Genomic DNA, 25,867 nt, shown 5'->3' with positions numbered 1-25,867 from the left:
AACGCCGTCATACAAATGTTGCCTTAACGCACCCTCTGCGGGCGTGCTATGTTAGTACCACACAAAAAGCGTTGAGGAACAGTGAGATGATTATTTTAGTTACCGGGGCAACGGCAGGTTTTGGTGAAAGCATCACGCGTCGCTTCGTCGCCAACGGGCATAAGGTGATTGCAACGGGCCGTCGTCAGGAGCGCCTGCAGGAGCTGAAGGACGATTTAGGTGACAGCATCCTGACCGCGCAGCTGGACGTGCGTAACCGTGCGGCCATTGAAGAGATGATTGCCAGCCTGCCGGCAGAGTGGCGTGCCATCGACGTGCTGGTCAACAACGCCGGTCTGGCGCTGGGCATGGAGCCTGCCCACAAAGCCAGCGTTGAAGACTGGGAAAACATGATCGACACAAACAACAAAGGGCTGGTGTACATGACACGCGCGGTGCTGCCGGGCATGGTCGAGCGCAACCGCGGCCACATTATCAACATCGGTTCTACCGCCGGGAGCTGGCCTTACGCGGGCGGTAATGTCTATGGCGCGACCAAAGCGTTTGTGCGCCAGTTCAGCCTGAACCTGCGCACCGACCTGCACGGCACCGCCATTCGCGTCACCGATATCGAGCCGGGGCTGGTAGGCGGCACCGAATTCTCCAACGTGCGCTTCAAAGGTGATGACGCGAAAGCGGATAAAACCTACGAAAACGCCAACGCCCTGACGCCGGAAGACGTCACCGAAACGGTCTGGTGGGTCGCAACGCTGCCAAAACACGTCAACATCAATACCGTGGAAATGATGCCGGTCAGCCAGAGTTTTGCCGGACTTAGCGTCCATCGTGGCTAAATAAGCCCTTCCCGGCCCGCGGGCCGGGTCTGTTTCGGGTCATAAAAGAATGGTAGTATGTTCGGGCTAACTCTCTGAGAAATGACAACTCATGGCCGCTGAATCGCAACTCAATCCCACCCAGCCCGTAAACCAGCAAATCTATCGCATTCTGCGACGTGATATTGTCCATTGCCTGATCCCACCGGGAACGCCGCTTTCTGAAAAAGAGGTCTCCGTGCGTTTTGACGTGTCTCGTCAGCCGGTGCGTGAAGCATTTATTAAGCTTGCGGAGAACGGCCTGATTCAGATCCGCCCGCAGCGCGGCAGCTACGTGAACAAAATTTCACTCTCACAGGTGCGCAACGGCTGTTTCGTACGCCAGGCGATCGAATGTGCGGTGGTGCGCCGTGCCGCGACGCTCATTAATGACAACCAGTGTTACCTGCTGGAGCAAAACCTGCATCAGCAGCGCATTGCGATTGACCGTAAACAGCTCAACGATTTCTTCCAGCTTGATGATGAGTTTCACCAGAAGCTGGCGCAAATTGCAGACTGCCAGCTGGCCTGGGATACCATCGAGAACATCAAGGCCACCATTGACCGGGTGCGCTACATGAGCCTCGATCACGTCTCCCCGCCGGAAATGCTGCTCCGCCAGCATCACGATATTTTCAGCGCGCTGGAAAAACGCGACCCGGACGGCGTGGAAAAAGCGATGACCCTGCATCTGCAGGAGATTGGTGAATCCGTGCAGCTTATTCGTCAGGAAAATAGCGAGTGGTTTAGCGAAGAGTGATATTTGCCGCCCTTTTGTGGGCGGCGCCGTAATTAACGAACGACTAACACCGGAATTGTGGCGTAGCGCAGAATAGATTCCGCATTTGACCCCAACAGATGGGTGGTGATGCCCGGATTTTTTGACCCGATGACAATCACGTCATATTCCCCTTCTTTGCTCAGCTTGATAATTTCATCGCGGACGCTGCCAAAACGAACCAGAGTGTGAATATTCTCCGGGGAGATATCGAACAGTCGTTTTAACTCGTTCATTTTCTTCCCGGATTCTGCGCTCATATACTCTTCAAACTTTTTAATATCGGCGTTGAATCCGCGCAGCAGAGACCGGCTGCTGGCAGGCAGAATATTGACCAGGGTAATCGACGCGCCCTCGGCCTTCGCGAGGTTAGCCGCGTGGCGAACCGCTTTGTCGCTTAAATCCATTTCAAACACGTCAACAGGCATCAAAATCTTCTTATACATAAGCCTGACTCCTTATTCCAATGAAGGGTTATTTCCTGCAACCAGAATGGCATCGGGAATATAAACTAATCCTCAACGCTTCCCCGTAGAAACTATCAATAAGTGAAAATAACGGTCTGCTTTGTAAATTGCCGTCGTGAAGCGTCAACGCCCCATGTAATAAAGAAAAAAGTGTGAGTTTGATCAAAAACAAAAACATGACTGGCAGACAGGCGTATTTATAGTGCCCCGTGAACGGCAAAACCTGAAATAGCGCCGTAACGGATAGTTTAGAGAGGAGAAAATACCATGATGACATACGACCGTAACCGCAATGCAATCACCACCGGCAGCCGCGTCATGATTAGCGGCACCGGCAAAACCGGCGTGATTAAGGCGATCCACAGCGACGGGCTGGATGCCGCGCAGGTGCGCCGTGGCAAAACGGTGGAAGTGGAAGGATGCGAAGGTAAGTTCGAACCAATTGAACTGATTCGTCTGGGTATGCACTAAATTGTGCGCCGACATGCCGCCGCGAACGGCGGCATGTGTTGAATTACAGGTGCGACACGTACTCCGCCACCGTGGTCTTAGCCCCCTTCTGCAGCAGCGTCTGATACGCGCTCATCACGGCATCTGTGAAGGCTTTTTCTCGCGGCAACTCTTTCCCAAAAATGGCCTCAATGCCGAGCAGCGCGTTAACCCGGTTTTCCCCTTCGGCACTTCCCTTCACCGCCGCCTGAATCACCGCCAGCTGCGGATCGCTCACGTCAATAGCGTTACCCTGCTCGTCCACGCCGCCGACATAGCGCATCCACCCAGCCACGCCCAGCGCCAGCAGTGGGAAAGGCGTCTGGTGCACCAGGTGCCAGCGCGCGGGATCCAGCATCCGCTGCGGAAGCTTCTGGCTGCCGTCCATCGCAATTTGCCAGGTACGGTGGCGCAGGGCCGGGTTACTGTAACGGGCGATCAGCAGGTCAGCGTAGCGTTCTAAATCGACGCCCTTCACTTTCAGGGTCGGCGCCTGCTCGTTGAGCATCAGCGCGTGCGCGGCGACGCGATAGTGTTCGTCTTCCATACACTCATTGATGTGCTGATAACCGGCCAGATAGCCCAGGTACGCCAGGAAAGAGTGGCTGCCGTTGAGCATGCGTAGCTTCATCTCTTCAAACGGGATCACGTCTGAAACCAGTTCGGCTCCGGCTTTTTCCCATTCCGGACGCCCGGCCACAAAGTTATCCTCGATAACCCACTGGCGGAACGGCTCGCAGGCCACCGCCGCCGGATCGCGTACGCCGGTCAGCTGCGCGATTTTATCCAGCGTATCGGGTGTGACCGCCGGTACGATGCGGTCCACCATGGTTGACGGGAAGGTAACGTTAGCCTCGATCCAGTCCGCCAGCTCGCCGTCTAACGCCCGGGCGTACGCGCAGGTTACGTTGCGCATCACGTGACCGTTCTCCGGCATGTTGTCGCAGGACATCACGCTAAACGCGGGCAGCCCCGCCGCTTTACGACGCGCCAGCGCTTCCACCACCACGCCCGGCGCAGATTTCGGCTGATGCGGGTTTTGCAGGTCGGCAACGATGAAAGGATGATCGAGCATCAGTTGCCCGGTTGCCGGAGAGTGGCAGTAGCCTTTTTCGGTGATGGTCAGCGAGACAATCGCCACCTGCGGTTCACACATTGCCGCCAGCACGCTTTCCAGCCCGTCGACCTGCGCGTGCAGGGCCTTTTTGACTACGCCAACCACGCGGGACGTCCAGCCATCGGCAGACATTTCCGCTACGGTGTAGAGGTTATCCTGCGTCTTCAGGTCGGCAATCTGCTGCTCGCCGCCAATCAGGTTAACCTCACAGTACCCCCAGTCGCTGCCGTGTTCAGCCGCGAGGATGTCCGCATACACCGCCTGATGCGCGCGGTGAAATGCGCCGAAGCCTAAATGTACAATGCGTGCTTTAAGGCTGTCGCGATCGTACTGAGGCAGCGTCGCGTTGGCCTGTAATAAGGTGTTTTCCATGATTAAGACTCGCTAATTAGAAAGCTGTGGATCGCTGCCGCCCCCAGTCCAGAGCGGCAGCGCCTGCTGACTACACCAACTAGAATGGCAGTTGGGGTAAAACAATACTGCCATCAACCATACTGATACTGCCGTTTGAGTTTTTGATTTATATTAACTTTTGCTCAGGTGGTGTGACATAAACAAAAAGTTGTGTGATAAGTCACGAAAGATATAAACCACTAGCGTCGCGTGGAGACCGCGCCGTAACCCACGCGCTCTTTCGGCGCGGCCTCGGCGGCATCTTCAGCCGCGCTGAGGTCGCGGTCGCGGACTTCCGGCATCAGGAACGCCGAAACCAGCCCAATCACGGAATAGGCCACCAGCATGGCTACAATCGGCCACCAGGAACCCGTCATATTGCAGAAAATCCCCGCCAGTACCGGGCCAAAGCCCACCGCCACCAGACCGCCCGCCTCCTTGGAGATAGCCATTCGGGTAAAGCGATTTCGCGAGCCAAACATCTCCGCCATGGTGATATTTTCCAGCGCAAACAGCCCCAGCACGGCGAAGTTATGGATAACGATGATCGAGAGCATGATTGTCCCCGGCGCATAGCTCTTATCGACGATAATCGACAGCATCGGGTACGCCAGAATAATGGCGGAGATATTGAGGATAATGTACGGCAGCCTGCGCCCCACTTTGTCGGAAAGCCAGCCCAGCAGTGGGATGGAGATAAACCCGAGAATAGAACTTATCATCAGCGCGTCGGTGGGAATCGCTTTATCGAACAGCAGCGTCTGGACCAGATAACCCGCGAGGAAGGTCTGGATCAGCCCCGAGTTGCCCGCCTGACCGAAACGCAGGCCGGTCGCCAGCCAGAAGGATTTACTTTTCACCATTGAACCCAGCGAGGTGTCCGGCTGCACGGTTTCTGCATCGTTTACTTTCTCAAAGACCGGGCTCTCCTTGAGGTTCATTCGCAGCCAGATGGCAAAGATCATCACCACGACGCTGGCAAGGAACGGCACGCGCCAGCCCCAGGCGAGCAGCTGTTCACGATCGAGGGCGAAGAACATAATGGCCCAGATCGCCGTGGCGCTCAGCGTCCCGCAGTTAGTCCCCATCGCCACCAGCGAGGAGATGATGCCGCGTTTCCCTTTCGGGGCGTACTCCGCCAGCATGGTCCCCGCCCCGGAGATCTCCGCCCCGGCGCCCAGCCCCTGAATGATACGCAGCGTTACCAGCAGTACGGGCGCAAAAATGCCGATCTGCGCGTAGGTCGGCAGCACGCCAATCAGCGTGGTGCAGATCCCCATCATGGTGATGGTGATAAACAGCACCTTTTTACGGCCAATGCTGTCGCCCATTCTGCCGAAGATAAAGGCCCCGACGATACGCGCGATGTAGCCCGCGCCGTAGGTTCCCATCGCCAGAATCAGCGCCATCGCGGCCGATTGTTCCGGGAAGAAGATTTCATGAAATACCAGCGCCGCCCCCAGCGAGTAGAGCTGGAAATCCATAAACTCCAGCGCGGTGCCCAGCCAGCCGGAGACGGCGGCTTTCACCAGATCTGAGGTGGTTCTTTGAGGTTGTGCTTGCGTCATAATGGCTATCTCTAAAAGGTAAGATGCGTACCACTGAGAGCCCGTCTTCGCGGGCTCTTAACCGCGTGTAGGGTTATTGCCCGAACGTCAGTAAAACCTTGCAGCACTGCCGCTGGTCTTTTTCAAACAGTTCGATGGCGTCTGTTACATGGTGATAGTCAAAGGTATGGGTGATCAGTTTTTCCGGATCGATCAGCCCTTTTTCAAGCCAGTCGATGACGACCGGGAATTTGTTGGCATTGAGGCGCGAGGAGAAGATCGCCAGCTCTTTACCGGTAATCCCCTGCTGGACTATCTGGCTCGGCTCGCTGGAGAAGCCCATCAGCACGATGCGCGCCGCCGGGGAAGCCAGGGTGACCGCCTCCTGCAAAATCGACGGATGACAGGCGGCATCAATAATCAGCGTCGGCTTGATGCCTTTTTCGTCCAGCGCGGCCTGCAGCGACGTTTCGCCGTTATTAAAGACCCAGTCCGCGCCGCTGCGCTGGGCCATGGCCAGACGCTCATTGATTCTGTCGACGACGATAACCTGCTTCACGTTGTAGACGCCCTTCAGCGCCTGTACGGTGACCAGTCCCATCGGCCCTGCACCGTAGATCAGCGCAACGTCCTGTTCGGTAGGGCTAGCCTGCCCCGTCACGTTGGCGGCAATGGTGAAAGGTTCAACCATCACGGCGTGTTTATCCGGGATCGCATCCGGGATGCGCCAGGCATTTTTAGCGGGCACGGCGGCATATTCGCTGAATCCGCCGTCGCGGTGGACGCCCAGCACCACCAGCGAGGTGCAGACGTTATGCTTGCCGACGGAGCACGGGTAGCAGTGTCCGCAGCTGATCACCGGATCCACCGAAACGCGCTCCCCTAACCGGGACGGTTCTACGCCCTCGCCCACGGCGTCGATCGTGCCAAAAAACTCGTGGCCAATCACGCGCGGATATTTTGCAAACGGATTATGCCCGCGGTAGATGTGGCTGTCTGACCCGCAGATCCCGGCCAGCTTGATTTTGACGCGGACCTCGCCTGCGCCTGGCTCCGGGCGCGGACGCTCTTCAATCACCAGCTGGTTCGGCTGTTGAATCACTACGCTTTTCATCGTTCGCTCCTCGGTTACCAGTTCCACAGCGTGCCGTCTTCGAGACGGGCCACCGGCAGATAGGCCGGATCGTACGGGTATTTCGCCGCCAGCTTTTCATCAAACTCAATGCCCAGCCCCGGCTTCTCGCCCGGATGCATATAGCCGTTATCAAAGAGCCAGCTGTGCGGGAAGACTTCCAGCATCTGTTCGGAGTATCCCATATATTCCTGCACGCCGAAGTTCGGCACCCACAGGTCGAAATGCAGCGCGGCCGCGTGGCAGATCGGCGACAGATCGGACGGGCCGTGCGATCCGGTACGCACCTGATAGAGCGACGCGAAGTCCGCGATGCGGCGCATCCCGGTGATCCCCCCCGCATGGGTGATAGTGGTGCGGATATAGTCGATAAGCTGCTCTTCTATAAGCTGCTTGCAGTCCCAGATGCTGTTAAACACCTCGCCCACCGCAATTGGCGTGACGGTATGCTGGCGGATCAGGCGGAAGCACTCCTGGTTTTCCGCAGGCGTTGGGTCTTCCATCCAGAACATGCGGAACGCTTCGATACTCTTGCCGAAGCGCGCCGCTTCGATGGGCGTCAGGCGGTGGTGCATGTCGTGCAGGAGATGCTCATTGAAGCCAAATTTACTGCGCACCGCGTCAAACAGTTTTGGCGTGAAATCGAGGTATTTCTCAGTGGACCAGAGCTGCTCTTCCGGCCAGTCGCCTTTGGTGGCGGGCTCGTAGGCCAACCCCTTCCCTTTAGCCATGCCGTAGGTGGTTTTCATACCCGGCACGCCGCACTGGACGCGGATCGCCTTAAAGCCCATCTCCTTATGGCGGGCGTAATCTTCCAGCACGTCGTCAATGGTGTGCCCGGTGGTGTGGCAGTAGACCATTACGCCCTCACGGGATGCGCCGCCCAGCAGCTGGTAGAGCGGCATATTGGCCGCTTTGGCTTTGATGTCCCAGAGCGCCATATCCACGGCGGAAATTGCCGACATGGTGACCGGCCCGCGGCGCCAGTAGGCGCCCTTATAGAAGAATTGCCAGATATCTTCGATACGGTGCGCGTCGCGGCCAATCAGCTGCGGGCAGAGGTGATCTTTCAGGTAGGAAGCAACGGAGAGCTCACGCCCGTTCAGCGTGGCGTCACCGAGGCCAACGATCCCTTCATCGGTAGTGATTTTAAGGGTGACAAAGTTCCGCCCCGGGCAGGTAACAAACACGTCAGCCGCGACAATCTTCATAATTCCTTTCCTTACATCGTTCGTTGTGATGTTGGAAATTTACCCATCAACCCTACTACCATACAAGTATAATGATCATAAAATCAGCTAACGATCACAAAACTCGGGGGGCTCAAGCACGGCCCCATCCCGCCACAATAATCAGCATACCGCACAGGGCAATCAGCGCCCCGGCCCAGTCATATGCGCTGAGTTTGACGCCGTTCACCACGCGCAGCCACAGCAGCGCCGTGCAGACATAGACGCCGCCGTAAGCCGCGTAAACGCGCCCACTGGCCGCCGGATGCAGCGTTAACAGCCAGACAAACAGAGCCAGCGCGACGCCCGCCGGGATCAGCAGCAGTGCGCTTCCCCCCTTCTTCAGCCAGAGCCAGGGCAGGAAGCAACCGATGATTTCGCATAGCGCGGTGGCAAAAAAAAGCAGCGTCGTTTTGAGCATATTTCACGTCAGGTGAGGATTTATTTAACCATCATACCTGATGATGCCCTTTACTTTTCCATACTTGCTCCGCGGGTATGCCGTTATTGCTCTTTGGTGTAGAATCTGAACGGGGAAACTTGCTCATCTGCACCCATTTAAAAGGAAACGCTATGACTACATTAAGCAAACGCCTTTGTCTGACAGCCCTGCTGGCGCTGTCATCGTTCGCCTTTGCCGCCTCTGCGACAGCGGAAACCAGCAAGCTCATTATTGAGTCTGGTGACAGCGCGCAAAGCCGCCAGAACGCCGCGATGGACAAAGAACAATGGAATGACACCCGCAGCCTTCGTCAGAAGGTCAACAAACGTGCTGAAAAAGAGTGGGACAAAGAAGATGTCGCCTTTGACGCACGCGATAAGTGTCAGCAAAGTGCGAACGTCAATGCCTACTGGGAGCCGAACACCCTGCGCTGCCTGGATCGCCGCACTGGTCGTACGGTAGCCCCATAATGTCGGCGCCCTGTGACGTAAAACTCCGGCCGCTGGAGCGTGAAGACCTGCGCTTTGTCCACCAGCTCGACAATAACGCCAGCGTGATGCGCTACTGGTTCGAAGAGCCGTACGAAGCCTTTGTCGAGCTGTCGGATCTTTACGACAAGCACATTCACGATCAGAGCGAGCGTCGTTTTGTGGTGGAGTGTGAAGGCGACAAAGCCGGGCTGGTGGAGCTGGTTGAGATCAACCACGTTCACCGCCGGGCGGAGTTCCAGATCATTATTTCGCCGGAACACCAGGGAAAAGGCCTGGCCTCCCGGGCGGCGAAGCTGGCGATGGATTACGGATTCAACGTACTGAATCTCTACAAGCTTTATCTGATCGTGGATAAAGAGAACGAAAAAGCGATCCATATCTACCGCAAGCTGGGCTTTATGGTAGAAGGCGAGCTGATTCATGAGTTCTTTATCAACGGTGAATACCGCAATACCATCCGCATGTGCATTTTCCAGCATCAGCATCTGGCCGGTCACAAGCCGTCAGGCGCCAGCCTGCTGAAACCAACCGCGCAGTAGCCTGCGCGGTTTCATTCTCAGTAATACTCAATCGTGTTTTTGATGGTGTACTTGCGCTCAACGGCGGGTTTGACGCTGTCGTCCGTGATCGTCAGATCGCAGCTCACCGGGTTATTGTGGCGATCGTAGTCGCAGCTCTGCGTCACGTTGCCCAGCGGCTTATCGTTTAACAGGCTCACGGCCGAGTAATCCATTCTTTTGCGCAGATCCTTAGACGGCGTCGACTGTACCGATAAATGCTGATCCCCGGAGACGGTGGTTTTGCCCAGCGGGTAGCCATCCGCATCGTAGCGGTACTTCACCTCCATCTCTTTACCATGTGCGGCCACCACGAAGCCGTTGTCGTCGGTATCCCACGTCACCCCGGCTGACGGCAGTTCGGCCAGCTGGCATTTGCCCTGCAGCTTCACCTTACGCTGCTGGGTTTCTGCATCGATGTAGTAGTTTGCATCCAGCACCAGCGCTACGCCCGTGTTAGCCTCCAGGTCGTGCAGCTCCAGCGTATCGAAACACCCTTCCGCCGACACGGTGCCGGTGACCCGTTTGGACACTTCACCCTTCTCGTTGAACAGCGTCTGGGTAAAATCCTTGACCGGGCCGCGAAGAGGGTCGAAATCAAATTCGTTCGAAAAACTCGCCATCTCGGGCGTAAACGACAGCGGCGCGGAGTTGTTATCACACCCTGCGAGAGTAGCTGCCAGGAGCGTTATCGCTGCATATTTCTTCACATTCTTTACCAATACAGAGAGATTATTCCCAATCATATTAGCAAATACAGTTGTTTACACGAAGCCTGCTAAAATTAATCTCTACACAGAGAAAAGGAGCTACAGATGAAACGGTTACCCTGGATTACCGCCCTGCTGTTAATGAGTGCCTCAACGGCCGCGCTGGCGGCACCGGACTCCTGCGAGCGCGTGAAAAGCGACATTCAGCAGAAGATCATCAACAACGGCGTGCCGGAGTCAGGTTTTACGCTGAACATTGTGCCGAACGATCAGGCTGACCAGCCGGACGCTCAGGTGGTGGGCCACTGTGCCAACGACACCTTTAAAATTTTGTACACCCGTACGGGCAGCGGGGCGGCGTCCGGCAATCAGGATAATGCGCCGGCTGAACCTCAGTAAATCACCGTCAATCCCCTTTGATTTGACAAGGATTAATATTTAATACCTCCAAATAAGTAACACTCACCCCATCATTAGCCCGGTTATCATTTCGGGAAAAATAATACGTAATCACAATGGTGGGGTGAGCCATGTCCGATATCGAACATCACGGCGGGATTAGCCGTCGAACACTCGTGAAATCTACGGCGATAGGTTCTCTGGCGCTTGCCGCTGGCGGAATTTCGTTGCCTTTTGGACTGAAAAGCGCCGCAGCCGCGGTACAAAATGCAATGAAACCGGCAGAAGATAAAGTGGTCTGGGGCGCCTGTTCGGTCAACTGCGGCAGCCGCTGTGCGCTGCGTCTGCACGTCCGCGATGACGAAGTGTACTGGGTCGAAACGGATAACACCGGTGAGGATATCTACGGCAATCACCAGGTCCGGGCCTGCCTGCGCGGGCGCTCCATTCGCCGCCGCATCAACCACCCTGACCGTCTGAACTACCCGATGAAACGCGTGGGTAAGCGGGGTGAAGGCAAGTTCGAGCGCATCAGCTGGGACGAAGCGCTGAACGTCATCACCGCCAGCCTGAAAGACGTGGTCAGCAAGTACGGCAACGAAGCGGTGTATATTAATTACTCCTCCGGGATTGTCGGCGGCAATATCACCCGCTCCTCCCCTTACGCTTCGCTGGTGGCGCGCCTGATGAACTGCTACGGCGGTTTCCTGAGCCACTACGGCACCTACAGCACGGCGCAAATCGCCTGCGCGATGCCTTATACCTACGGCAGCAACGACGGCAACAGCACCTCGGATATCGAAAATACCAAACTGGTGGTGATGTTCGGCAATAACCCGGCGGAAACGCGCATGAGCGGCGGCGGGATTACTTACTATCTGGAGCAGGCCCGCGAGCGTTCTAACGCACGCATGATTGTCATTGATCCGCGCTACACCGATACGGCAGCCGGACGCGAAGACGAGTGGATCCCGATCCGTCCGGGTACCGATGCCGCCCTGGTGGCGGGGATTGCCTGGGTATTGATCGACGAAAACCTGGTTGACCAGCCGTTCCTGGACAAATACTGCGTTGGCTACGACGAGAAAACGCTGCCGGAAGGTGCCCCCGCGAATGGTCACTATAAAGCGTATATTCTCGGCCAGGGTGAGGACAACACGGCGAAAACGCCGGAGTGGGCCTCGCGCATCACCGGCATTCCTGCAGACCGCATCATTAAACTGGCCCGCGAGATTGGATCCGCGAAGCCGGCCTATATCTGCCAGGGCTGGGGACCACAGCGTCAGGCGAACGGTGAACTGACCTCCCGCGCCATCGCGATGCTGCCGATTCTGACCGGCAACGTGGGGATCAACGGCGGCAACAGCGGCGCCCGTGAGTCGACCTACACCATCACTATCGAACGTATGCCGCTGCCGGAAAACCCGGTCAAAACGCAAATTTCCTGCTTCAGCTGGACGGACGCCATCGCCCGTGGCCCGGAAATGACCGCTCTGCGCGACGGGGTACGCGGTAAAGATAAGCTGGACGTACCGATTAAGTTCATCTGGAACTACGCGGGCAACACCATTATTAACCAGCACTCCGATATCAATAAAACCCACGATATTCTGCAGGACGAAAGCAAGTGCGAAACCATCGTGGTGATCGACAACTTTATGACCTCATCGGCGAAATACGCCGATATCCTGCTGCCAGATTTAATGACCGTCGAGCAGGAAGACATTATCCCTAACGATTACGCCGGGAACATGGGTTACCTGATTTTTCTCCAGCCCGTGACCGCGCCGAAGTTTGAGCGCAAGCCTATCTACTGGATCATGAGCGAAGTGGCGAAACGCCTCGGACCGGATATCCATCAGAAATTTACCGAAGGGCGAACGCAGGAAGAGTGGCTGCAGTATCTTTATGCCAAAATGCTCGCTAAAGATCCCACGCTGCCGTCCTATGACGAGCTGAAAAAAATGGGCATCTATAAGCGCAAAGATCCGAACGGACATTTTGTGGCCTATAAAAAATTCCGCGAGAACCCGGAAGCCAACCCGCTGAAAACGCCCTCAGGCAAGATTGAAATTTATTCCAGCAAGCTGGCGGATATTGCGGCGACCTGGGAGCTGGCAAAAGATGAGACCATCAGCCCGCTGCCCGTCTACGCATCCACCTTTGACGGCTGGGATGCGCCCGAGCGCGCGCAGTTCCCGCTGCAGCTGTTTGGCTTCCATTTTAAAGCCCGCACTCACTCGAGCTACGGTAACGTCGACGTGCTGCAAGCGGCCTGCCGCCAGGAGGTCTGGCTGAATCCCGTTGATGCCGCGAAACGTGGCATTAAAAACGGCGATACGGTGCGCGTCTTTAACGATCGCGGTGAGGTGAGAATAGAAGCGAAAGTCACGCCGCGCATCATGCCAGGCGTAAGCGCCATGGGCCAGGGAGCCTGGCACGATGCCAATATGAATGGCGATCGTATCGACCACGGCTCGTGTATCAACACCCTGACCACGCACCGCCCGTCACCGCTGGCAAAAGGCAACCCGCAGCACACCAATCTGGTGCAGATTGAGAAGGTGTAAGGGGTGAATTCTATGACCCTGGTTTATGCTTTGGTCTGTATTAATGGTTAATTACGTCGCGCGGACATAACCGCGCGAGCAAGGAAGGTTTAATGAAAGACGTCTCACACCGTGACTCGTTCGCGTTAAGCGCCCGCGTACTGGGCGCGCTATTTTACTTCGCCCCAGACAGCGAGCAGACAGCCCCGCTGGTGCAGGCACTTACCGCTGGCGAATGGATAGAGGACTGGCCCCTGCCGCCGGAAACGCTGCTGCCCGTTGCCGAAACCTTTGCCTCATCTTCCGATGAGCCGCTGACGGATGCCTGGCAACGGCTGTTTATTGGTCCTTATGCCCTGCCCGCACCGCCGTGGGGTTCCGTCTGGCTGGACCGTGAATCCGTGCTGTTTGGCGATTCGACCCTCGCGCTGCGCCAGTGGATGCGGGAAAACAATATCGCGTTTCAGATGCAGCAAAATGAACCGGAAGATCATTTCGGCACCCTGCTGCTGCTGGCGGCATGGCTGGCCGAGAATGGCCGCAAATCGGAGTGCGATCGGCTTCTGGCGTGGCATCTGCTGCCGTGGAGCACTCGCTTTCTGTCGGTGTTTGTCGACAACGCCGGGCATCCGTTCTATATCGCGCTCGGCAGGCTTGCGCAGCTGACGCTGGCGGACTGGCGATCGGCGTTGGTTGTTCCGGTTGCGGAAAAGACGTTGTACCGCTAAGGGATATGGCTTGCTCGCGGGTGGCGAGCAAGCCTTTAACCAGGGTTTGGTTGTGCATCACCACCTGATTCACTCACACTCTCTTTGCTTTGAATGAACCGGAGTGCCAAATAGAGGTCTGGCGCCAGAATCATGTCATCATCATTCATCGTTGGCCGACTTTCTTTAAACCAACGTGTTAATTCCGTTTTTCTGCCCGCAAGGATTAACATAATCTGTCGGGCTTTCAGGTCACGCTTTAACTCATTAATGGTTGCCAGGACACTGATATCTGAATAGGTGAAGCAAGCCACGGCATCAATAACCACCCATTTAGGTTGTAATGCTGCACCATCAACCAGGTTCAATACCCGACGTTTAAAATAAGCCACATTAAAATAGGTCAACGGTGAGTTAAATCGATACATCAGCACGCCCGGGACCATTTTAATATCGGTTGTATTCCCTAATGAGTGGATCATTCCATTTTCGTCAGTCCCCAGTAAGTGCTCAGAGGGACGAAATACCGTACGCAGGAACTGTAACAGGCCAAGCAACACCGCAAGGCCGATCCCCTGAATTACACCGATGATTAAAACACAGCCAAACGTGAAAAAGGCCAGGCGAAATGCCTGTTTATTTCTTCGCCTCAGGTTCCATAACCCACGTAAATCAATTAATGACCACGATGCATACATTAGAACAATACCTAATGCAGATACCGGAATAAATTGTAATGGCTGCGTGAAAAATACCACCACTAAACCTATCAGTAAGGCTGCGACTATGGAAACCAGCTGACTTTTCCCCCCAACGGAATCATTAACCGCGGTCCGGGAATCGGCTCCACTGATGGCAAATCCCTGAGATAGCCCAGACATAATGTTCGCAATACCCAGTGCCCGGAACTCTGCATCAGCATTAATTTCATAGCCATTTTTTGCGGCGAAACTGCGAGCGGTCAGCATCAGACTGACAAAACTCACTAAAGCCAGGTTCAGCGCCGGGATCACTAATTCTCGCATCGGACCGGGCTGGAACGCACCCCAGTTAACGACGGGTAAACCAGGCTGGAAGCCATCCCCCCCAATCGTGGCAATACCATACTGTTGCGCAGATGTTCCCCATACCAGTATCGTTGTTATCACAATGGCAATCAGAGGTGCTGGCCAGTTGCTGCGATACGTTTTGATAACCATTAAAATAATTAACGTTAAAAGTGATATCCCTATTGTTAATACATGGCTGTCTAAAAGTCGGCCTGGCAAGGCCAGTATTTTCTCAATAACCTGCGCTTCATCGAGCTTGATCCCCAAAACCTTGCCTAATTGCCCGACAATAATCGTCACGGCTACGCCATTAAGCAACCCTGTAAGAATGGGATGAGAAAGGAGATCGGCAAGTGCACCCAGATGGAATTTACTGGCAAGCAGGCACCACCCGCCCATCATCAACGTCATGACGATCGTCAGTTGCCAGTGCAGTTCAGGATTGCCTGCAGAAAGAGGAAACACGACGGCTGCAATCACGGCGCAGGTCGTTGCATCAGGGCCAACAATAAGCTGACGTGAAGAACCAAACAGTGCATAAGCTATCATCGGTAAAACGCAGGAATAGAGCCCCACTATTGCCCCAACACCCGCCAATTCAGCATAAGCAATAGCAACGGGTAGCGCTACAGCCGCAACGGATAATCCAGCTTTAACATCATGTTTTAGCCAGCTTTTATCGTAGGCTAACAAATTTTGTAACCCTGGCATGTACTTTAACAATAATTTTCCGAGCACTTTATTCTCCGGACAGGGATTATAGCCACGTAATATTGGCACACTTCTCAGTGAGGTTCTGGTTTCCAAATGCTCCGGAGTCAGGTCGATGCCTCTCAGTTTTTGATAAAGCGTCAGTCAACTCATTATTCTGACTGCTGTTAAACATCATTTAAAAACTACCGCCCCATCATCTTTCCGGGGCGGTTCAAATTCGTCGCTATTGTGCGCTCATATTTATAAGCAACCTGCAATCAGAAACTGTACGTCACCTTCAGGCTTCCCGTTGGCGACGTTTTACGTTGCACGATCGGGCTATCACCCGCATCCCCCGTCAGCTGCGTTACGCCCGCGGAGGTGAGAACGCTCCAGCGCGAGGTGAGCCTGTAGGTCCAGTCAAGGTTCATCGACCAGGCGTAAATCCCCGCTCCGGCGTCATATCGGGCAAATCCCGAAGCGGCGGACTGGGCAGCATTAACCCCATAGTACGTTTGCATGTACTTGCCGGAACCCCAGCTGCCCGTCAGCCCCAGCGTCACCGCATTTTTCGACGATGTGTAGAGCGGGCTGGAAATGCCGAAATGCACTGCCTCACCGTTGTCTCTCTCAGAAACCGGGATCTCAGCCTGCAGCTGCAGATTGAGCCAGTCGGTCACCTTATACCCCAGCCCCGGCACCACGATAGCGGAACCTTTGATATCGCCCATCCCCCGCAGGTAGTCGCTGCCGGAGCTGATCGAATCACTGCTCACGTCTTTATCTTTACGGCCTGTTCGGTAGCTCACTGCGGCGTTGTAATCCAGGTTGCCAATGTTGTTTCCGTAACCGATACCCCGCGTGGTGCTGATAAAGAAACCATTTGCCATGGAATAATCTACTACCTGAGCTGCCGAGACCCGGCTTTTATCCGAACCCGAGTAGCGTGGCGCGACGTCCACGCCTCCCCCCAGGGTTAAGACATTGCCCTGTTTCTGCTCTGCCGCCAGTACCGGGGTAGCCAGTAACGCCAGAATAACGCCCGGCACGATGTTTTTCAGTCTGCGGCTCGGAAGTAAATAGGGGAAAGAATGACGCAGTTCGATGTTACTCATTGAAGAAGTCCTTTGGATTCAAATGATTGCAATGCAAGCGGTTTACACGCCAGAGCACTCATTCTGAATACTCACCCTGAGGTTCTTATGAGCCGAAAATGAAGAAACGCTGAAGCGCGTGCGGGCGCTGTCAACCGGACGGATTTCCTGCTACCGTTTTTTTCTTAAGTTGTTCTTCATTCACTGTTGATACAGTTACCAATGTGAAAATCTTACTAATCGAAGACGACCTGGATCTCGGCAATGGCGTACGTATCGCCCTTTCAGATCAAGGATTTGATGTCATATGGGTTCGCCGTAAAGAGGATGCGCTGCATCAGCTTGAGGTCGGCGTGCCGGAACTTATTCTGCTCGACCTGGGGCTGCCCGACGGCGACGGCATGAGCCTGATGACGCGTTTGCGCCAGCAGCTTAAGGGGATCCCCGTCATTATCCTGACGGCGCGAGGCACCCTGCAGGATCGCCTGTGCGGGCTGGATGCTGGCGCAGACGACTATCTTGTCAAACCCTTCGTTCTCGCCGAACTGCTGGCGCGAGTCAGAGCCCTTGCGCGACGCAGCTACGGTTTTGAAAATGAAGCGATAGAAATCAGGAGCTTATCGCTTCATATCCCGACGCGTCGCGTAACGGTGAACGCGCGTCACGTTGAGTTGACGGCCAGTGAATATGCGCTGCTTGAAACGTTGATGCTGCGCGCTGACCGGGTGATCACGCGGCGGTTCCTGGAAGAGAGGATATTTGGCGCGAAGGAAAATCTCAGCAATGCCCTCGACGTGCATATGGGGAATTTGCGGCGAAAAATTGGTGACGGCTATGTACGAACGGTGCGAGGCGTCGGGTATGTCATTGATACCGTCGCAATCCAGAAGGTGACAGATTAATGCGAAATGTCTGGCACCAACTGAGGCGCCCAACGCTGGTACGGCGAATTATCATCGCCCAGATGCTGCTGCTTACCCTGCTGTGGTGTCTTTTTTTAACCTTTATTTTATTGGAAGACCTGCGTAGCCCTCCGATACTCACGGGAAGTAAGACTTACGAAACCATTTTTACTCTGGTTGATCTCAGTGACGAGCGCCCGCAGGATCGTAATGATGTCCTGGAAGCATTCAGCAAAGCGTTGCGGGAAGGCTATGGCGGCGGTGAAGATCCGGAGCTGTCGATTAACCTGCTCGTTCGCGAAAACAACGAGGTTATTTTTTCTTCTGATGGTGCACCTACGGGGGTAAAAAACACCAGACTGGGCGAAATGCAGCGCGTTCAGAGTGAAGGTCACGCCTGGACGAGCCGCACGCTTAAATCCCCCCACTCCGACGTGGAGGTTACCCTTTTCACCCCTGCCGGAAGCTGGAACTTCTTTATCTACCTGAACTCGCGGGGCTACTACATTATGCCGCTGCTGGTATGCATTCCTTTTCTTCTGTTTCCTGCGTGGCTGTCAATCCGCATTGCGATGCGCCCCTGGAGCAAGGTGGTTAATGAGATCTCATTACGTTCGCCTGACGATCTCTCCCCTTTAAAGGCTGTTCCCGGGCATAAGGAACTCCGCCAGATGGTGGACGCGATAAATGATTTTCTTGCCAGAGTGCGGGAAAGCGCTGAACGCGAACGGGTTTTCATTGCGGACGCCGCGCACGAGCTGCGTACGCCGCTGGCCGCGATGCGCATCAACGTGGAGGCGCTGCAGTCCTGGGTGAGCAGCGAGAGCCAGCGGCAGCTGCTTGCAGGGATTGTGCGCAGCAATAGCCGGGCGGCCCGTCTTGTCAACCAGCTGCTGCTGATGATGCATAGTGAAGCGCGCATTGACACCGCGATGGAGCCCGTGCCGCTAACCTCGCTCATACAAGAGCGGATGGCTGCGCTGGAGCCGCTAGCGTCCGGGCGCAAGATTGATCTGGAATTCTTCGCTGAGGATGAGATTTGGATCGCTGGCGTCAGGGAGCGTCTGATGTCGCTTATAGACAATCTCATTGAAAACGCCGTGAAGTACAGTCCTGAGGGCGGGCGGATTCAGGTAGAGGTACGCTCAGCAGATAAATCAGCCCAGCTACGCGTCTCCGATCGGGGGCCGGGTATCCCGGTTGAATTGCGCGAGCGCGTATTCGACCGGTTTTTCCGCGACCCCAATCAGCTGCAAAGCGGGAGCGGACTGGGGCTTGCCATTGTCAAAGCCGTTGCACAGCAGCACGGCAGCAGCGTAAACCTGAGTACTTCCGCAGAAGGTGGCCTGCTGGTGACGGTTGACTTCCCGAACCGCACGTATAGCTAAACCGGAACAGGGTGTTTGATCGCAAATGCCGCAGATTGCTTCAAAAAAATTACCGTATTTGTTATATTGTTGTTTATTGCTTATTCACCTCTGCGGTGCCAAAAAGAACAAGATTCACCGCAACCCAGGAAAGAGAAATGTTAGATTACCGCTTCCCGACAGCTTTGCAGATGGTTCTCAGCGTAGCGATGGCGGAGCAACTAGGTGAACGTTCGACGAGTGCGATTCTGGCCTACGGCCTGGAAGCCAACCCGAGCTTTATCCGCAAATTGATGGTTCCACTCACGCGTGACGGCATTATCGTCTCAACGCTTGGCCGCAACGGCTCAATTCATCTTGGACGTCCGCCGGAAGAGATTACCCTGCGCGATATCTACCTTTCAGTCACCGAAGATAAAAAACTCTGGGCGTCGCGCCCGGACGTGCCGGCCCGCTGCGTGGTCAGCGCGAACGCCTGCTGGTACTTCAAATCTATTTCCGAAGAAGCAGAGCAGGCCTCGCTCGCGGTATTAGCGCGCCACACCGTGGCAAGCGCGCTGGACGAGGTCAAAAAAGCCGATACCAGCGGGTGCGATCCTTTACCTGAACTGATTGCCCAGTACAAAAAAGCCTAGTAATTTACGCAAAAAAAAACCGCCCTCATAGTGAGTGCGGTTTTTTGTTATCTGCGATATCCCTACGCAGGCAGAACCTCTCTTTCCTTTTTGCCGCGCGTCACGAACTTACGCAGCGTCACGTAAAAGACCGGCGTCAGGAACAGACCAAACAGCGTCACGCCCAGCATCCCGGAGAAGACCGTAATCCCGGTGACGCCGCGCACTTCTGCGCCCGCGCCGTGGCCGAGGATCAGCGGAATGGTCCCGGCGATAAAGGCGATGGATGTCATCACAATCGGACGTAAACGCAGGCGGCACGCTTCCAGCGCTGCTTCCATGATGCCTTTACCCTGAATTTCCAGCTCGCGGGCAAACTCCACGATAAGAATCGCGTTTTTACAGGCCAGCCCCATCAGCACCACCAGCCCCACCTGCACGAAGACGTTGTTATCGCCCCCGGTCAGCCAGACGCCAAACAGCGCGGAAAGCATGGTCATCGGAACGATGAGGATCACCGCCAGCGGCAGCGTCCAGCTTTCATACAGCGCCGCCAGCACCAGGAACGCCAGCAGTACCGCGACCGGGAAGACGATCAGCGCCGTATTGCCCTGCGTGGCCTGCTGGAAGCTCAGATCCGTCCATTCAATGTTCATTCCGTTCGGCAGGATCTGCTTAGACATCGCGTCCAGCTGCGTCATCGCCTGCGCGGACGAGAGTACGCGCGGGTCGGCATCGCCAATCAGATCCGCCGCCGGGTAGCCATTGTAGCGGATTACCGGATCCGGTCCGTAGGTGGTCGTGATTTTCACCATACTGCCAATCGGCACCATTTCGCCCTGGCTATTCCGTGTGCGTAAATTCGCAATATCTTCCACGCTGTCGCGGAACTGCCCGTCTGCCTGCGCCATCACGCGCCAGGTGCGCCCGAACTGGTTGAAGTCGTTCACGTACGACGAGCCCAGATAGGTTTGCAGCGTACCGAACAGATCGGTCAGCGACACGCCCTGCGCTTTCGCCTTATCGCGGTCAACCTGCACGTCGAGCTGCGGAACGTTAGCCTGATAGGTTGAGATCGGGAAGTGCATTCCCGGCGTCTGCATAATCGCACCGGACATGGTGTTCACCGCGTTTTGCAGCGCGCCATAGCTCAGACCCGCGCGATCCTGAATATACAGCGAGTAGCCAGACCCCTGACCCAGCCCCAGAATCGGCGGCGGCAGAATGGAGAAACCAAAGCCCTGCTGGATTTGCGCGATTTTCGCGTTAATTTCCGCGTTAATTTCCGCCGCGGAATGTTTACGCTGGTCGAACGGCTTCAGGCCAAAAAACACCGTCCCGGTATTCGGCGTGTTGGTAAACTGCAGCGCGTTCAGCCCCGGGAAAGCCACCGCGTAGTCCACGCCTTCGGTATTCATGCCGATTTCGCTCATTTTGCGGATCACCGCGTCGGTGCGCGCCAGCGACGAGCCTTCCGGCATCTTCACGCCGCCAATCAGGTAGAGCTTATCCTGTGTCGGAATAAACCCGCCGGGTACCGCTTTAAACATGACGCCCGCGGCACACAGCAGCAGCAGATACACCACAAACACCGCGCCGCGTCGGCCAAGCGTTTTGCCCACCAGCCCCTGATAGCCGTTAGAGCTACGATGGAAAAAGCGGTTAAACGGACGGAAAATCCAGCCGAACAGGCGATCGATAAGCCGGGTCGGGAAGTCTTTCGGCGCGCCGTGCGGTTTTAACAACAGCGCGGCCAACGCCGGAGAGAGCGTTAGCGAGTTGATGGCGGAGATCACCGTGGAAATCGCTATCGTCACCGCAAACTGCTTGTAGAACTGACCGGTTACGCCGGAGAGGAACGCCATCGGCACGAACACCGCGCACAGCACCAGCGCAATCGCGATAATGGGCCCGGAGACTTCACGCATCGCCTGATGCGCCGCCGCAAGCGGCGCAAGCCCCTCTTCAATGTTTCGCTCGACGTTTTCCACCACCACGATGGCATCGTCCACCACGATACCAATCGCCAGCACCAGCCCGAATAAACTCAGGGTGTTAAGCGAAAAGCCCAGCAGATAGAGAATGCTGAACGTCCCCACCACCGACACCGGCACCGCGATCAGCGGAATGATCGACGCGCGCCAGGTTTGCAGGAACAGGATCACCACCAGTACAACCAGCACCACCGCTTCCAGCAGGGTTTGCACCACCGCACGGATGGAGTCGCGCACGAAAACCGTCGGATCGTAAGGTGCCGCCCACTTCATATCTTCCGGGAAACGGGTGGACAGCTCGTCCATTTTGGCGCGCACCGCGTTAGACAAATCGATGGCGTTCGCCCCCGGTGACTGGAAGATACCAATCCCGACCGCGTCTTTATTGTTAAGCTGGGAACGCAGCGCATAGCTGCCGGAACCCATCTCGATACGCGCCACGTCGCGCAGTCGGACGACCGAACCGTCCTCCGACGTTTTCAGGACAATGTTGCCAAACTCTTCTTCGGTATGCAGACGACCCTGGGCGTTAATGGAGATCAGGAAATCGCTCTCTTTCGGCAGCGGCTCGGCGCCAAGCTGCCCGGCGGAGACCTGCACATTCTGCTCCTGCATTGCCGTGACCACGTCCGAGGCGGTCAGCCCGCGGGCCGCGACCTTGTTCGGATCCAGCCAGATGCGCATCGCGTATTCACCGGAGCCGAAAATCTGAATCTGGCCGACGCCGGGCAGACGCGCCAGCTCGTCCTTCACCTTCAGCGTGGCGTAGTTGCGCATATACAGTGAATCGTACTTACCGTTGGGCGAGAACAGATGCACCACCAGCGTCAGCGTTGGCGACTGCTTCTGCGTCGTGATGCCCAGGCGCCGCACGTCTTCCGGCAGACGCGCCTCGGCCTGTGCTACGCGGTTTTGCACCTGCACCTGCGCCTGATCCGGATCGGTACCCGGACGGAACGTGACGGTAGTAACCAGCACGCCGTCCGAGCCGGCAACGGATTTCATGTACATCATGTTCTCGACGCCGTTGATCGCCTCTTCCAGCGGCGTCGCCACGGTCTCGGCAATCACTTTCGGGTTGGCGCCCGGATACTCCGCGCGCACCTGCACGCTTGGCGGTACGACGTCAGGATATTCACTCACCGGCAGAAGCGGGATGGCGATTAATCCTGTGATAAAAATCAGAATCGACAGTACGGCAGCGAAAATCGGCCTGTCGATGAAAAAGCGGGAAAAGTCCATGGGAAGGATTCTCAGGTCAAGTGATCAGTTGAGGGCGGTGCTGGCGGTCATGGCGACGGTTTTCGCGTTCACCGGCATACCCGGCATGAACACTTTCTGTAGACCGTCAACGATGACCTTATCGCCAGGTTTCAGCCCCTGCTGCACGATGCGTAAACCGTCGGCCAGACGCCCCGGCGTAATATCGCGACGCTGCGCTTTACCCTCTTTATCCACGATATAGACATACTTGCGATCCTGGTCAGTCAGTACCGCTTTGTCGTCAATAAGCATGGCCTGGAATTCCGCGCTGCCCGGCAGGCGCACGCGGGCAAAGAGTCCCGGCGTGAACTGACGCTGCGCGTTATCCAGCAGCGCGCGCATGCGGATCGTACCGGTACTCGGCGTGAGCTGATTATCAAGGAAATCCACTTTACCCTGATGGGGGTAGCCCTCCTCGCCGGCAAGGCCGATCTCAACCGGTAGCGCCGTATGGTGGCTGGACGCCCCCTGCCCGTTGCGGGCGAGATTTTGATAGTGAAGATAGGTTGCCTCATCCACGTCAAAGTAGACGTAAACCGTCTTCTGCGAGACCAGGGTAGTGAGCACGCTGGCGCTGTCGCCCGCGGAGACCAGATTGCCGCTGGTGATTAACGCCCGGCTGGCGCGGCCATCAATAGGAGCCGTCACTTTGGTGAAGTCGAGATTCAGCTGCGCGGCGTCTACCGCAGCCTGGGCCGCGCGAATATCGGCCTGTGCCTGAATGGCGGCCGAACGGCGCTGCTCCCACTCTTCACGGGATACCAGGTTGGTATTGATGAGTTTATCGGTACGGTTAGCCTCGCTTCGCGCCAGGCTGGCCTGCGTTTTGGCTCTCTCCAGCGTCGCCTGCGCCTGCTCCAGCGCGGCGCGATAGGTTCGGTCATCAATCGTGAACAGCACCTCGCCCTTTTTCACCTCCTGGCCGTCGGTGAAATTCACTTTGTCGATGTAGCCAGAGACACGGGGACGAAGCTGCACGCTTTCCACGGCTTCAATCCGTCCGTTAAAGCTATCCCACTGGCTAATGGATTTCACAACCACGTCTGCAGCATTAACGGCGGGCGCGGGCGGCGCGGCGTTTTGCGCGACGCTGTCATCACATCCGACGAGCAGCACGGAGAGCAGCATCGCTCCCAGCGCATTCAGATGATAGTTTCCCCAGGTTTTTTGCAGGCTCATTATTTTTATTCCGGTAATTGTAGCCGCCGGGCAAGACGCAGCGGGAGGTGCCGCGCCACTTCCTTTGTCCGGGCTGGCTTAAGGCCATTTGTGTCGTTCATCGCCACAAAACTGTAACAGTTTCGAATACACTATCGCGGCGATTGTAGGAATGCGCCTAACTAAGTGCAAGAATAATTGTTGCACTTTATGTGCTATTTGAGGCGGCAATAAAAGGCCCGTTTCGGGCAAGGATTTAAATGCAACAATAAAACTTGCAATTATCGTGAAACCAGGCCACCTTAAAATGCAACAGACAAAGATACCTTTCTATCGCTGCGTGGGGGAAACCTGATGAACACTGGCGCATTTATGCATGATTTACTCGACTGGATTGATAACAACCTCGACAGTCGCCTGGACATTGAGACCGTCTCCAGGCGCTCCGGCTACTCGAAATGGCACCTCCAGCGCCTGTTTAAAGAGCATACGGGCTATCCCCTCGCCGGCTATATTCGCGCGCAAAAGCTGCAAAAATCGGTTGAGCGCTTAGCCCACAGCGATGAGCCCATCCTGAACGTGGCAATCGCGCTCGGGTTTGACTCTCAGCAATCGTTCAACCGCAGCTTTAAGCGCCAATTCGGTCAGGCACCTGGCGCATGGCGACGCAGTATCGGCGGCCGTGAAACGCAGCCGATGCACCAGTAGCTCACTTTTTACTGCAACATCATCCCGAAGCTGTTATACTGTATATAAATACAGTATGAGAGGTGCGTGATGGCTGTTGAAATAAAATATGTTGTCGTAAGAAAAGGTGAAGAGAAAATGACATTTGCCAGTAAGAAAGAGGCTGACGCTCACGACAAGCTGCTCGATATGGCAGACGCGTTCACCGACTGGCTGTTGCAAAGCGGAATGCAGATGGATGAAACGCAGGCTGAAAATCTTGGTCTGTATCTCGCCGAGCAGAAAGAGACCGTGCAGCATATTCTGCGCACCAGCAAGCTCCCTGCTCTCGATGCCCCTGCGGCTGACAGTAAAAAAATCAGAGCGGTAAAAGCTGCCTGATTGCCACATCGTCACCGAGCCTGACGCCGCAAGCAGCATGCTGCTTGCGGCTTTTTTATTAACGTCACGCGCCGGATTGCGGCAAGGCATCAATCATCTCTTGTAGTTCATTGTACAGTCTTGCCACATGGAAACCATCGCACACGGAATGATGAACCTGAACGGCAAGGGGCAATAATACTTTGCCATCTTGTTCATAGTATTTCCCAAGCGTAAACATAGGGGCAAAAAAGTTCTTCATGTGCGCAACGTTGACGTTAAAGCTGGTAAAGCTCACCCAGGGAATACCCGATATGAAAAAGATATTTTCCCGGGATTCGTCCTTAGGCCAATAAGAAAAATTATTACCGTAGCGCGCAATGTCTTCAGCATAGATCTTCTGGAAGTGCTGAATATTGCCATCATAATGGCTCCATAATGATGAAAAGGTCTCTGTTTCATTATGGAAAATGGTATAATTTGGATGAACTTCATTCCATATAATAAGCTCATTGTCTCTCATGGCCATACGGAACTCCGGATGACTGTTGACGATTTTCGAAATGAGAAAAATAATAGTCGGGTAAAATTTCCAGCCGACCGCTTTGATATGTTTTAACAGCGCAGTAATATCGATTAAAACCGTCTGGTTAAACGTCGACTGAGCGAACCCCTGAAAAATCTCAAAATGTTCCTTCCTTGCCCAACGAGATAAGTCAACGGACGTATATTCAGGGGTTATTTTTTCCATTTCTAAGCCTTTAATGAGCAAGCATATCTCTGAGGTTAGCCTAAAATTTTTCCAGGCATTAAGCAAGCAGGCGCCTC

Annotated in this window: 25 protein-coding genes; 13 read left to right on the top strand and 12 right to left on the bottom strand. The window is 55.4% G+C overall.

Going from position 1 to position 25,867, the window contains the following annotated elements; genetic code table 11:
• The first annotated feature begins 86 nt into the window (after positions 1-86).
• Entirely contained in the window at positions 87-833 is a 747-nt protein-coding gene (gene ydfG / locus IM273_RS16630; protein ID WP_028013011.1) for a bifunctional NADP-dependent 3-hydroxy acid dehydrogenase/3-hydroxypropionate dehydrogenase YdfG, read from the top strand.
• Positions 834-924: 91 nt separating this feature from the next.
• On the top strand, positions 925-1,611 hold the full coding sequence (locus tag IM273_RS16625; RefSeq protein WP_028013010.1) for a GntR family transcriptional regulator: 687 nt from the start codon (positions 925-927) through the stop codon (positions 1,609-1,611).
• Between the two features lie 32 nt (positions 1,612-1,643).
• Here IM273_RS16625 and IM273_RS16620 read toward each other — a convergent pair whose 3' ends face one another.
• Positions 1,644-2,075 carry a universal stress protein gene (locus IM273_RS16620; protein WP_041910207.1) on the bottom strand — a complete coding sequence of 144 codons (432 nt, stop codon included), beginning with the start codon at positions 2,073-2,075 and terminating at the stop codon, positions 1,644-1,646.
• A gap of 288 nt (positions 2,076-2,363) precedes the next feature.
• Between IM273_RS16620 and ydfZ the strand changes: the two genes are divergently transcribed.
• Positions 2,364-2,567 carry a putative selenium delivery protein YdfZ gene (gene ydfZ, locus IM273_RS16615; protein WP_028013008.1) on the top strand — a complete coding sequence of 68 codons (204 nt, stop codon included), beginning with the start codon at positions 2,364-2,366 and terminating at the stop codon, positions 2,565-2,567.
• A gap of 43 nt (positions 2,568-2,610) precedes the next feature.
• Here ydfZ and IM273_RS16610 read toward each other — a convergent pair whose 3' ends face one another.
• The 5 genes from IM273_RS16610 to IM273_RS16590 form a co-directional block, all read right to left on the bottom strand.
• Positions 2,611-4,074: a mannitol dehydrogenase family protein gene (locus tag IM273_RS16610; protein WP_193050085.1), complete on the bottom strand. Its 1,464-nt coding sequence runs from the start codon at positions 4,072-4,074 to the stop codon at positions 2,611-2,613.
• Positions 4,075-4,295: 221 nt separating this feature from the next.
• Complete coding sequence (locus tag IM273_RS16605) at positions 4,296-5,663, bottom strand: MFS transporter (RefSeq protein ID WP_028013006.1); 1,368 nt, start codon at positions 5,661-5,663, stop codon at positions 4,296-4,298.
• A gap of 73 nt (positions 5,664-5,736) precedes the next feature.
• Positions 5,737-6,756 carry a Zn-dependent oxidoreductase gene (locus IM273_RS16600; protein WP_193050087.1) on the bottom strand — a complete coding sequence of 340 codons (1,020 nt, stop codon included), beginning with the start codon at positions 6,754-6,756 and terminating at the stop codon, positions 5,737-5,739.
• A gap of 14 nt (positions 6,757-6,770) precedes the next feature.
• Complete coding sequence (gene manD / locus IM273_RS16595; protein WP_193050089.1) at positions 6,771-7,985, bottom strand: D-mannonate dehydratase ManD; 1,215 nt, start codon at positions 7,983-7,985, stop codon at positions 6,771-6,773.
• Positions 7,986-8,097: 112 nt separating this feature from the next.
• A complete protein-coding gene (locus IM273_RS16590) occupies positions 8,098-8,424 on the bottom strand; it encodes a YnfA family protein (RefSeq protein ID WP_193050091.1) in 327 nt (108 codons plus the stop codon).
• A 152-nt stretch (positions 8,425-8,576) separates the two neighbouring features.
• Here IM273_RS16590 and IM273_RS16585 point away from each other — a divergent pair, with 152 nt between their 5' ends.
• Together IM273_RS16585 and speG are read left to right on the top strand one after the other, a co-directional pair.
• The gene (locus tag IM273_RS16585) at positions 8,577-8,915 is read left to right on the top strand and encodes a DUF1283 family protein (RefSeq protein WP_008502414.1); all 339 of its coding nucleotides are present in this window, start codon (positions 8,577-8,579) and stop codon (positions 8,913-8,915) included.
• The gene (gene speG / locus IM273_RS16580) at positions 8,915-9,475 is read left to right on the top strand and encodes a spermidine N1-acetyltransferase (RefSeq protein ID WP_041910220.1); all 561 of its coding nucleotides are present in this window, start codon (positions 8,915-8,917) and stop codon (positions 9,473-9,475) included. The genes IM273_RS16585 and speG overlap by 1 nt, the downstream gene beginning before the upstream one ends.
• A 17-nt stretch (positions 9,476-9,492) precedes the next feature.
• On the opposite strand, the gene IM273_RS16575 is transcribed toward speG, so the two are convergent.
• Positions 9,493-10,239 (bottom strand): YnfC family lipoprotein, encoded by a 747-nt coding sequence (locus IM273_RS16575; protein WP_032644870.1) that lies wholly within the window; start codon positions 10,237-10,239, stop codon positions 9,493-9,495.
• 69 nt (positions 10,240-10,308) lie between these two features.
• Between IM273_RS16575 and IM273_RS16570 the strand changes: the two genes are divergently transcribed.
• The 3 genes from IM273_RS16570 to dmsD all read left to right on the top strand — a co-directional run bounded on the left by IM273_RS16570 (position 10,309) and on the right by dmsD (position 13,879).
• A complete protein-coding gene (locus IM273_RS16570) occupies positions 10,309-10,602 on the top strand; it encodes a DUF1161 domain-containing protein (protein WP_028013000.1) in 294 nt (97 codons plus the stop codon).
• A 131-nt stretch (positions 10,603-10,733) separates the two neighbouring features.
• On the top strand, positions 10,734-13,172 hold the full coding sequence (ynfE, locus tag IM273_RS16565; RefSeq protein ID WP_193050093.1) for a selenate/tellurate reductase subunit YnfE: 2,439 nt from the start codon (positions 10,734-10,736) through the stop codon (positions 13,170-13,172).
• Between the two features lie 92 nt (positions 13,173-13,264).
• The gene (gene dmsD, locus IM273_RS16560) at positions 13,265-13,879 is read left to right on the top strand and encodes a Tat proofreading chaperone DmsD (protein ID WP_193050095.1); all 615 of its coding nucleotides are present in this window, start codon (positions 13,265-13,267) and stop codon (positions 13,877-13,879) included.
• A 35-nt stretch (positions 13,880-13,914) separates the two neighbouring features.
• On the opposite strand, the gene IM273_RS16555 is transcribed toward dmsD, so the two are convergent.
• Both IM273_RS16555 and IM273_RS16550 read right to left on the bottom strand, forming a co-directional pair.
• On the bottom strand, positions 13,915-15,645 hold the full coding sequence (locus tag IM273_RS16555; RefSeq protein WP_048956352.1) for a SulP family inorganic anion transporter: 1,731 nt from the start codon (positions 15,643-15,645) through the stop codon (positions 13,915-13,917).
• Between the two features lie 233 nt (positions 15,646-15,878).
• Entirely contained in the window at positions 15,879-16,715 is an 837-nt protein-coding gene (locus tag IM273_RS16550; protein ID WP_193050097.1) for a MipA/OmpV family protein, read from the bottom strand.
• A 203-nt stretch (positions 16,716-16,918) separates the two neighbouring features.
• On the opposite strand from IM273_RS16550, the gene IM273_RS16545 reads away from it, so the two are divergent.
• The 3 genes from IM273_RS16545 (at position 16,919) to IM273_RS16535 (ending at position 19,598) form a co-directional block, all read left to right on the top strand.
• Positions 16,919-17,596, top strand: coding sequence for a response regulator (locus tag IM273_RS16545; RefSeq protein WP_028012995.1), 678 nt, complete (start codon positions 16,919-16,921; stop codon positions 17,594-17,596).
• Positions 17,596-18,984: a HAMP domain-containing sensor histidine kinase gene (locus IM273_RS16540; RefSeq protein WP_045261446.1), complete on the top strand. Its 1,389-nt coding sequence runs from the start codon at positions 17,596-17,598 to the stop codon at positions 18,982-18,984. The genes IM273_RS16545 and IM273_RS16540 overlap by 1 nt, the downstream gene beginning before the upstream one ends.
• A gap of 137 nt (positions 18,985-19,121) precedes the next feature.
• Entirely contained in the window at positions 19,122-19,598 is a 477-nt protein-coding gene (locus tag IM273_RS16535) for an Rrf2 family transcriptional regulator (protein ID WP_045261447.1), read from the top strand.
• A 62-nt stretch (positions 19,599-19,660) separates the two neighbouring features.
• On the opposite strand, the gene oqxB is transcribed toward IM273_RS16535, so the two are convergent.
• Together oqxB and IM273_RS16525 are read right to left on the bottom strand one after the other, a co-directional pair.
• On the bottom strand, positions 19,661-22,813 hold the full coding sequence (oqxB, locus tag IM273_RS16530) for a multidrug efflux RND transporter permease subunit OqxB (RefSeq protein ID WP_193050099.1): 3,153 nt from the start codon (positions 22,811-22,813) through the stop codon (positions 19,661-19,663).
• Between the two features lie 24 nt (positions 22,814-22,837).
• On the bottom strand, positions 22,838-24,013 hold the full coding sequence (locus tag IM273_RS16525) for an efflux RND transporter periplasmic adaptor subunit (RefSeq protein ID WP_155026219.1): 1,176 nt from the start codon (positions 24,011-24,013) through the stop codon (positions 22,838-22,840).
• 333 nt (positions 24,014-24,346) lie between these two features.
• On the opposite strand from IM273_RS16525, the gene IM273_RS16520 reads away from it, so the two are divergent.
• Together IM273_RS16520 and IM273_RS16515 are read left to right on the top strand one after the other, a co-directional pair.
• On the top strand, positions 24,347-24,700 hold the full coding sequence (locus IM273_RS16520; RefSeq protein ID WP_028012990.1) for a helix-turn-helix domain-containing protein: 354 nt from the start codon (positions 24,347-24,349) through the stop codon (positions 24,698-24,700).
• A gap of 69 nt (positions 24,701-24,769) precedes the next feature.
• On the top strand, positions 24,770-25,060 hold the full coding sequence (locus IM273_RS16515; RefSeq protein ID WP_028012989.1) for a YebG family protein: 291 nt from the start codon (positions 24,770-24,772) through the stop codon (positions 25,058-25,060).
• A 64-nt stretch (positions 25,061-25,124) separates the two neighbouring features.
• Here IM273_RS16515 and catA read toward each other — a convergent pair whose 3' ends face one another.
• A complete protein-coding gene (gene catA, locus IM273_RS16510; RefSeq protein WP_193050101.1) occupies positions 25,125-25,790 on the bottom strand; it encodes a type A chloramphenicol O-acetyltransferase in 666 nt (221 codons plus the stop codon).
• Positions 25,791-25,867 lie beyond the last annotated feature (77 nt).

The organism is Enterobacter cloacae complex sp. P13B, assembly GCF_014895915.1.
Lineage (GTDB): Bacteria > Pseudomonadota > Gammaproteobacteria > Enterobacterales > Enterobacteriaceae > Enterobacter > Enterobacter bugandensis.
This window is presented reverse-complemented; position numbering and strand designations above follow the sequence as displayed.

Coding starts and splice junctions, on each gene's coding strand:
- IM273_RS16625 (WP_028013010.1), top strand. CDS start 925: ATGGCCGCTGAATCGCAACTCAATCCCACCCAGCCCGTAAACCAGCAA.
- IM273_RS16590 (WP_193050091.1), bottom strand. CDS start 8,424: ATGCTCAAAACGACGCTGCTTTTTTTTGCCACCGCGCTATGCGAAATC.
- IM273_RS16520 (WP_028012990.1), top strand. CDS start 24,347: ATGAACACTGGCGCATTTATGCATGATTTACTCGACTGGATTGATAAC.
- IM273_RS16585 (WP_008502414.1), top strand. CDS start 8,577: ATGACTACATTAAGCAAACGCCTTTGTCTGACAGCCCTGCTGGCGCTG.
- ynfE (WP_193050093.1), top strand. CDS start 10,734: ATGTCCGATATCGAACATCACGGCGGGATTAGCCGTCGAACACTCGTG.
- IM273_RS16610 (WP_193050085.1), bottom strand. CDS start 4,074: ATGGAAAACACCTTATTACAGGCCAACGCGACGCTGCCTCAGTACGAT.
- ydfZ (WP_028013008.1), top strand. CDS start 2,364: ATGATGACATACGACCGTAACCGCAATGCAATCACCACCGGCAGCCGC.
- dmsD (WP_193050095.1), top strand. CDS start 13,265: ATGAAAGACGTCTCACACCGTGACTCGTTCGCGTTAAGCGCCCGCGTA.
- IM273_RS16620 (WP_041910207.1), bottom strand. CDS start 2,075: ATGTATAAGAAGATTTTGATGCCTGTTGACGTGTTTGAAATGGATTTA.
- catA (WP_193050101.1), bottom strand. CDS start 25,790: ATGGAAAAAATAACCCCTGAATATACGTCCGTTGACTTATCTCGTTGG.
- IM273_RS16535 (WP_045261447.1), top strand. CDS start 19,122: ATGTTAGATTACCGCTTCCCGACAGCTTTGCAGATGGTTCTCAGCGTA.
- IM273_RS16575 (WP_032644870.1), bottom strand. CDS start 10,239: ATGATTGGGAATAATCTCTCTGTATTGGTAAAGAATGTGAAGAAATAT.
- IM273_RS16550 (WP_193050097.1), bottom strand. CDS start 16,715: ATGAGTAACATCGAACTGCGTCATTCTTTCCCCTATTTACTTCCGAGC.
- speG (WP_041910220.1), top strand. CDS start 8,915: ATGTCGGCGCCCTGTGACGTAAAACTCCGGCCGCTGGAGCGTGAAGAC.
- IM273_RS16605 (WP_028013006.1), bottom strand. CDS start 5,663: ATGACGCAAGCACAACCTCAAAGAACCACCTCAGATCTGGTGAAAGCC.
- IM273_RS16570 (WP_028013000.1), top strand. CDS start 10,309: ATGAAACGGTTACCCTGGATTACCGCCCTGCTGTTAATGAGTGCCTCA.
- IM273_RS16600 (WP_193050087.1), bottom strand. CDS start 6,756: ATGAAAAGCGTAGTGATTCAACAGCCGAACCAGCTGGTGATTGAAGAG.
- IM273_RS16515 (WP_028012989.1), top strand. CDS start 24,770: ATGGCTGTTGAAATAAAATATGTTGTCGTAAGAAAAGGTGAAGAGAAA.
- IM273_RS16525 (WP_155026219.1), bottom strand. CDS start 24,013: ATGAGCCTGCAAAAAACCTGGGGAAACTATCATCTGAATGCGCTGGGA.
- manD (WP_193050089.1), bottom strand. CDS start 7,985: ATGAAGATTGTCGCGGCTGACGTGTTTGTTACCTGCCCGGGGCGGAAC.
- oqxB (WP_193050099.1), bottom strand. CDS start 22,813: ATGGACTTTTCCCGCTTTTTCATCGACAGGCCGATTTTCGCTGCCGTA.
- IM273_RS16540 (WP_045261446.1), top strand. CDS start 17,596: ATGCGAAATGTCTGGCACCAACTGAGGCGCCCAACGCTGGTACGGCGA.
- ydfG (WP_028013011.1), top strand. CDS start 87: ATGATTATTTTAGTTACCGGGGCAACGGCAGGTTTTGGTGAAAGCATC.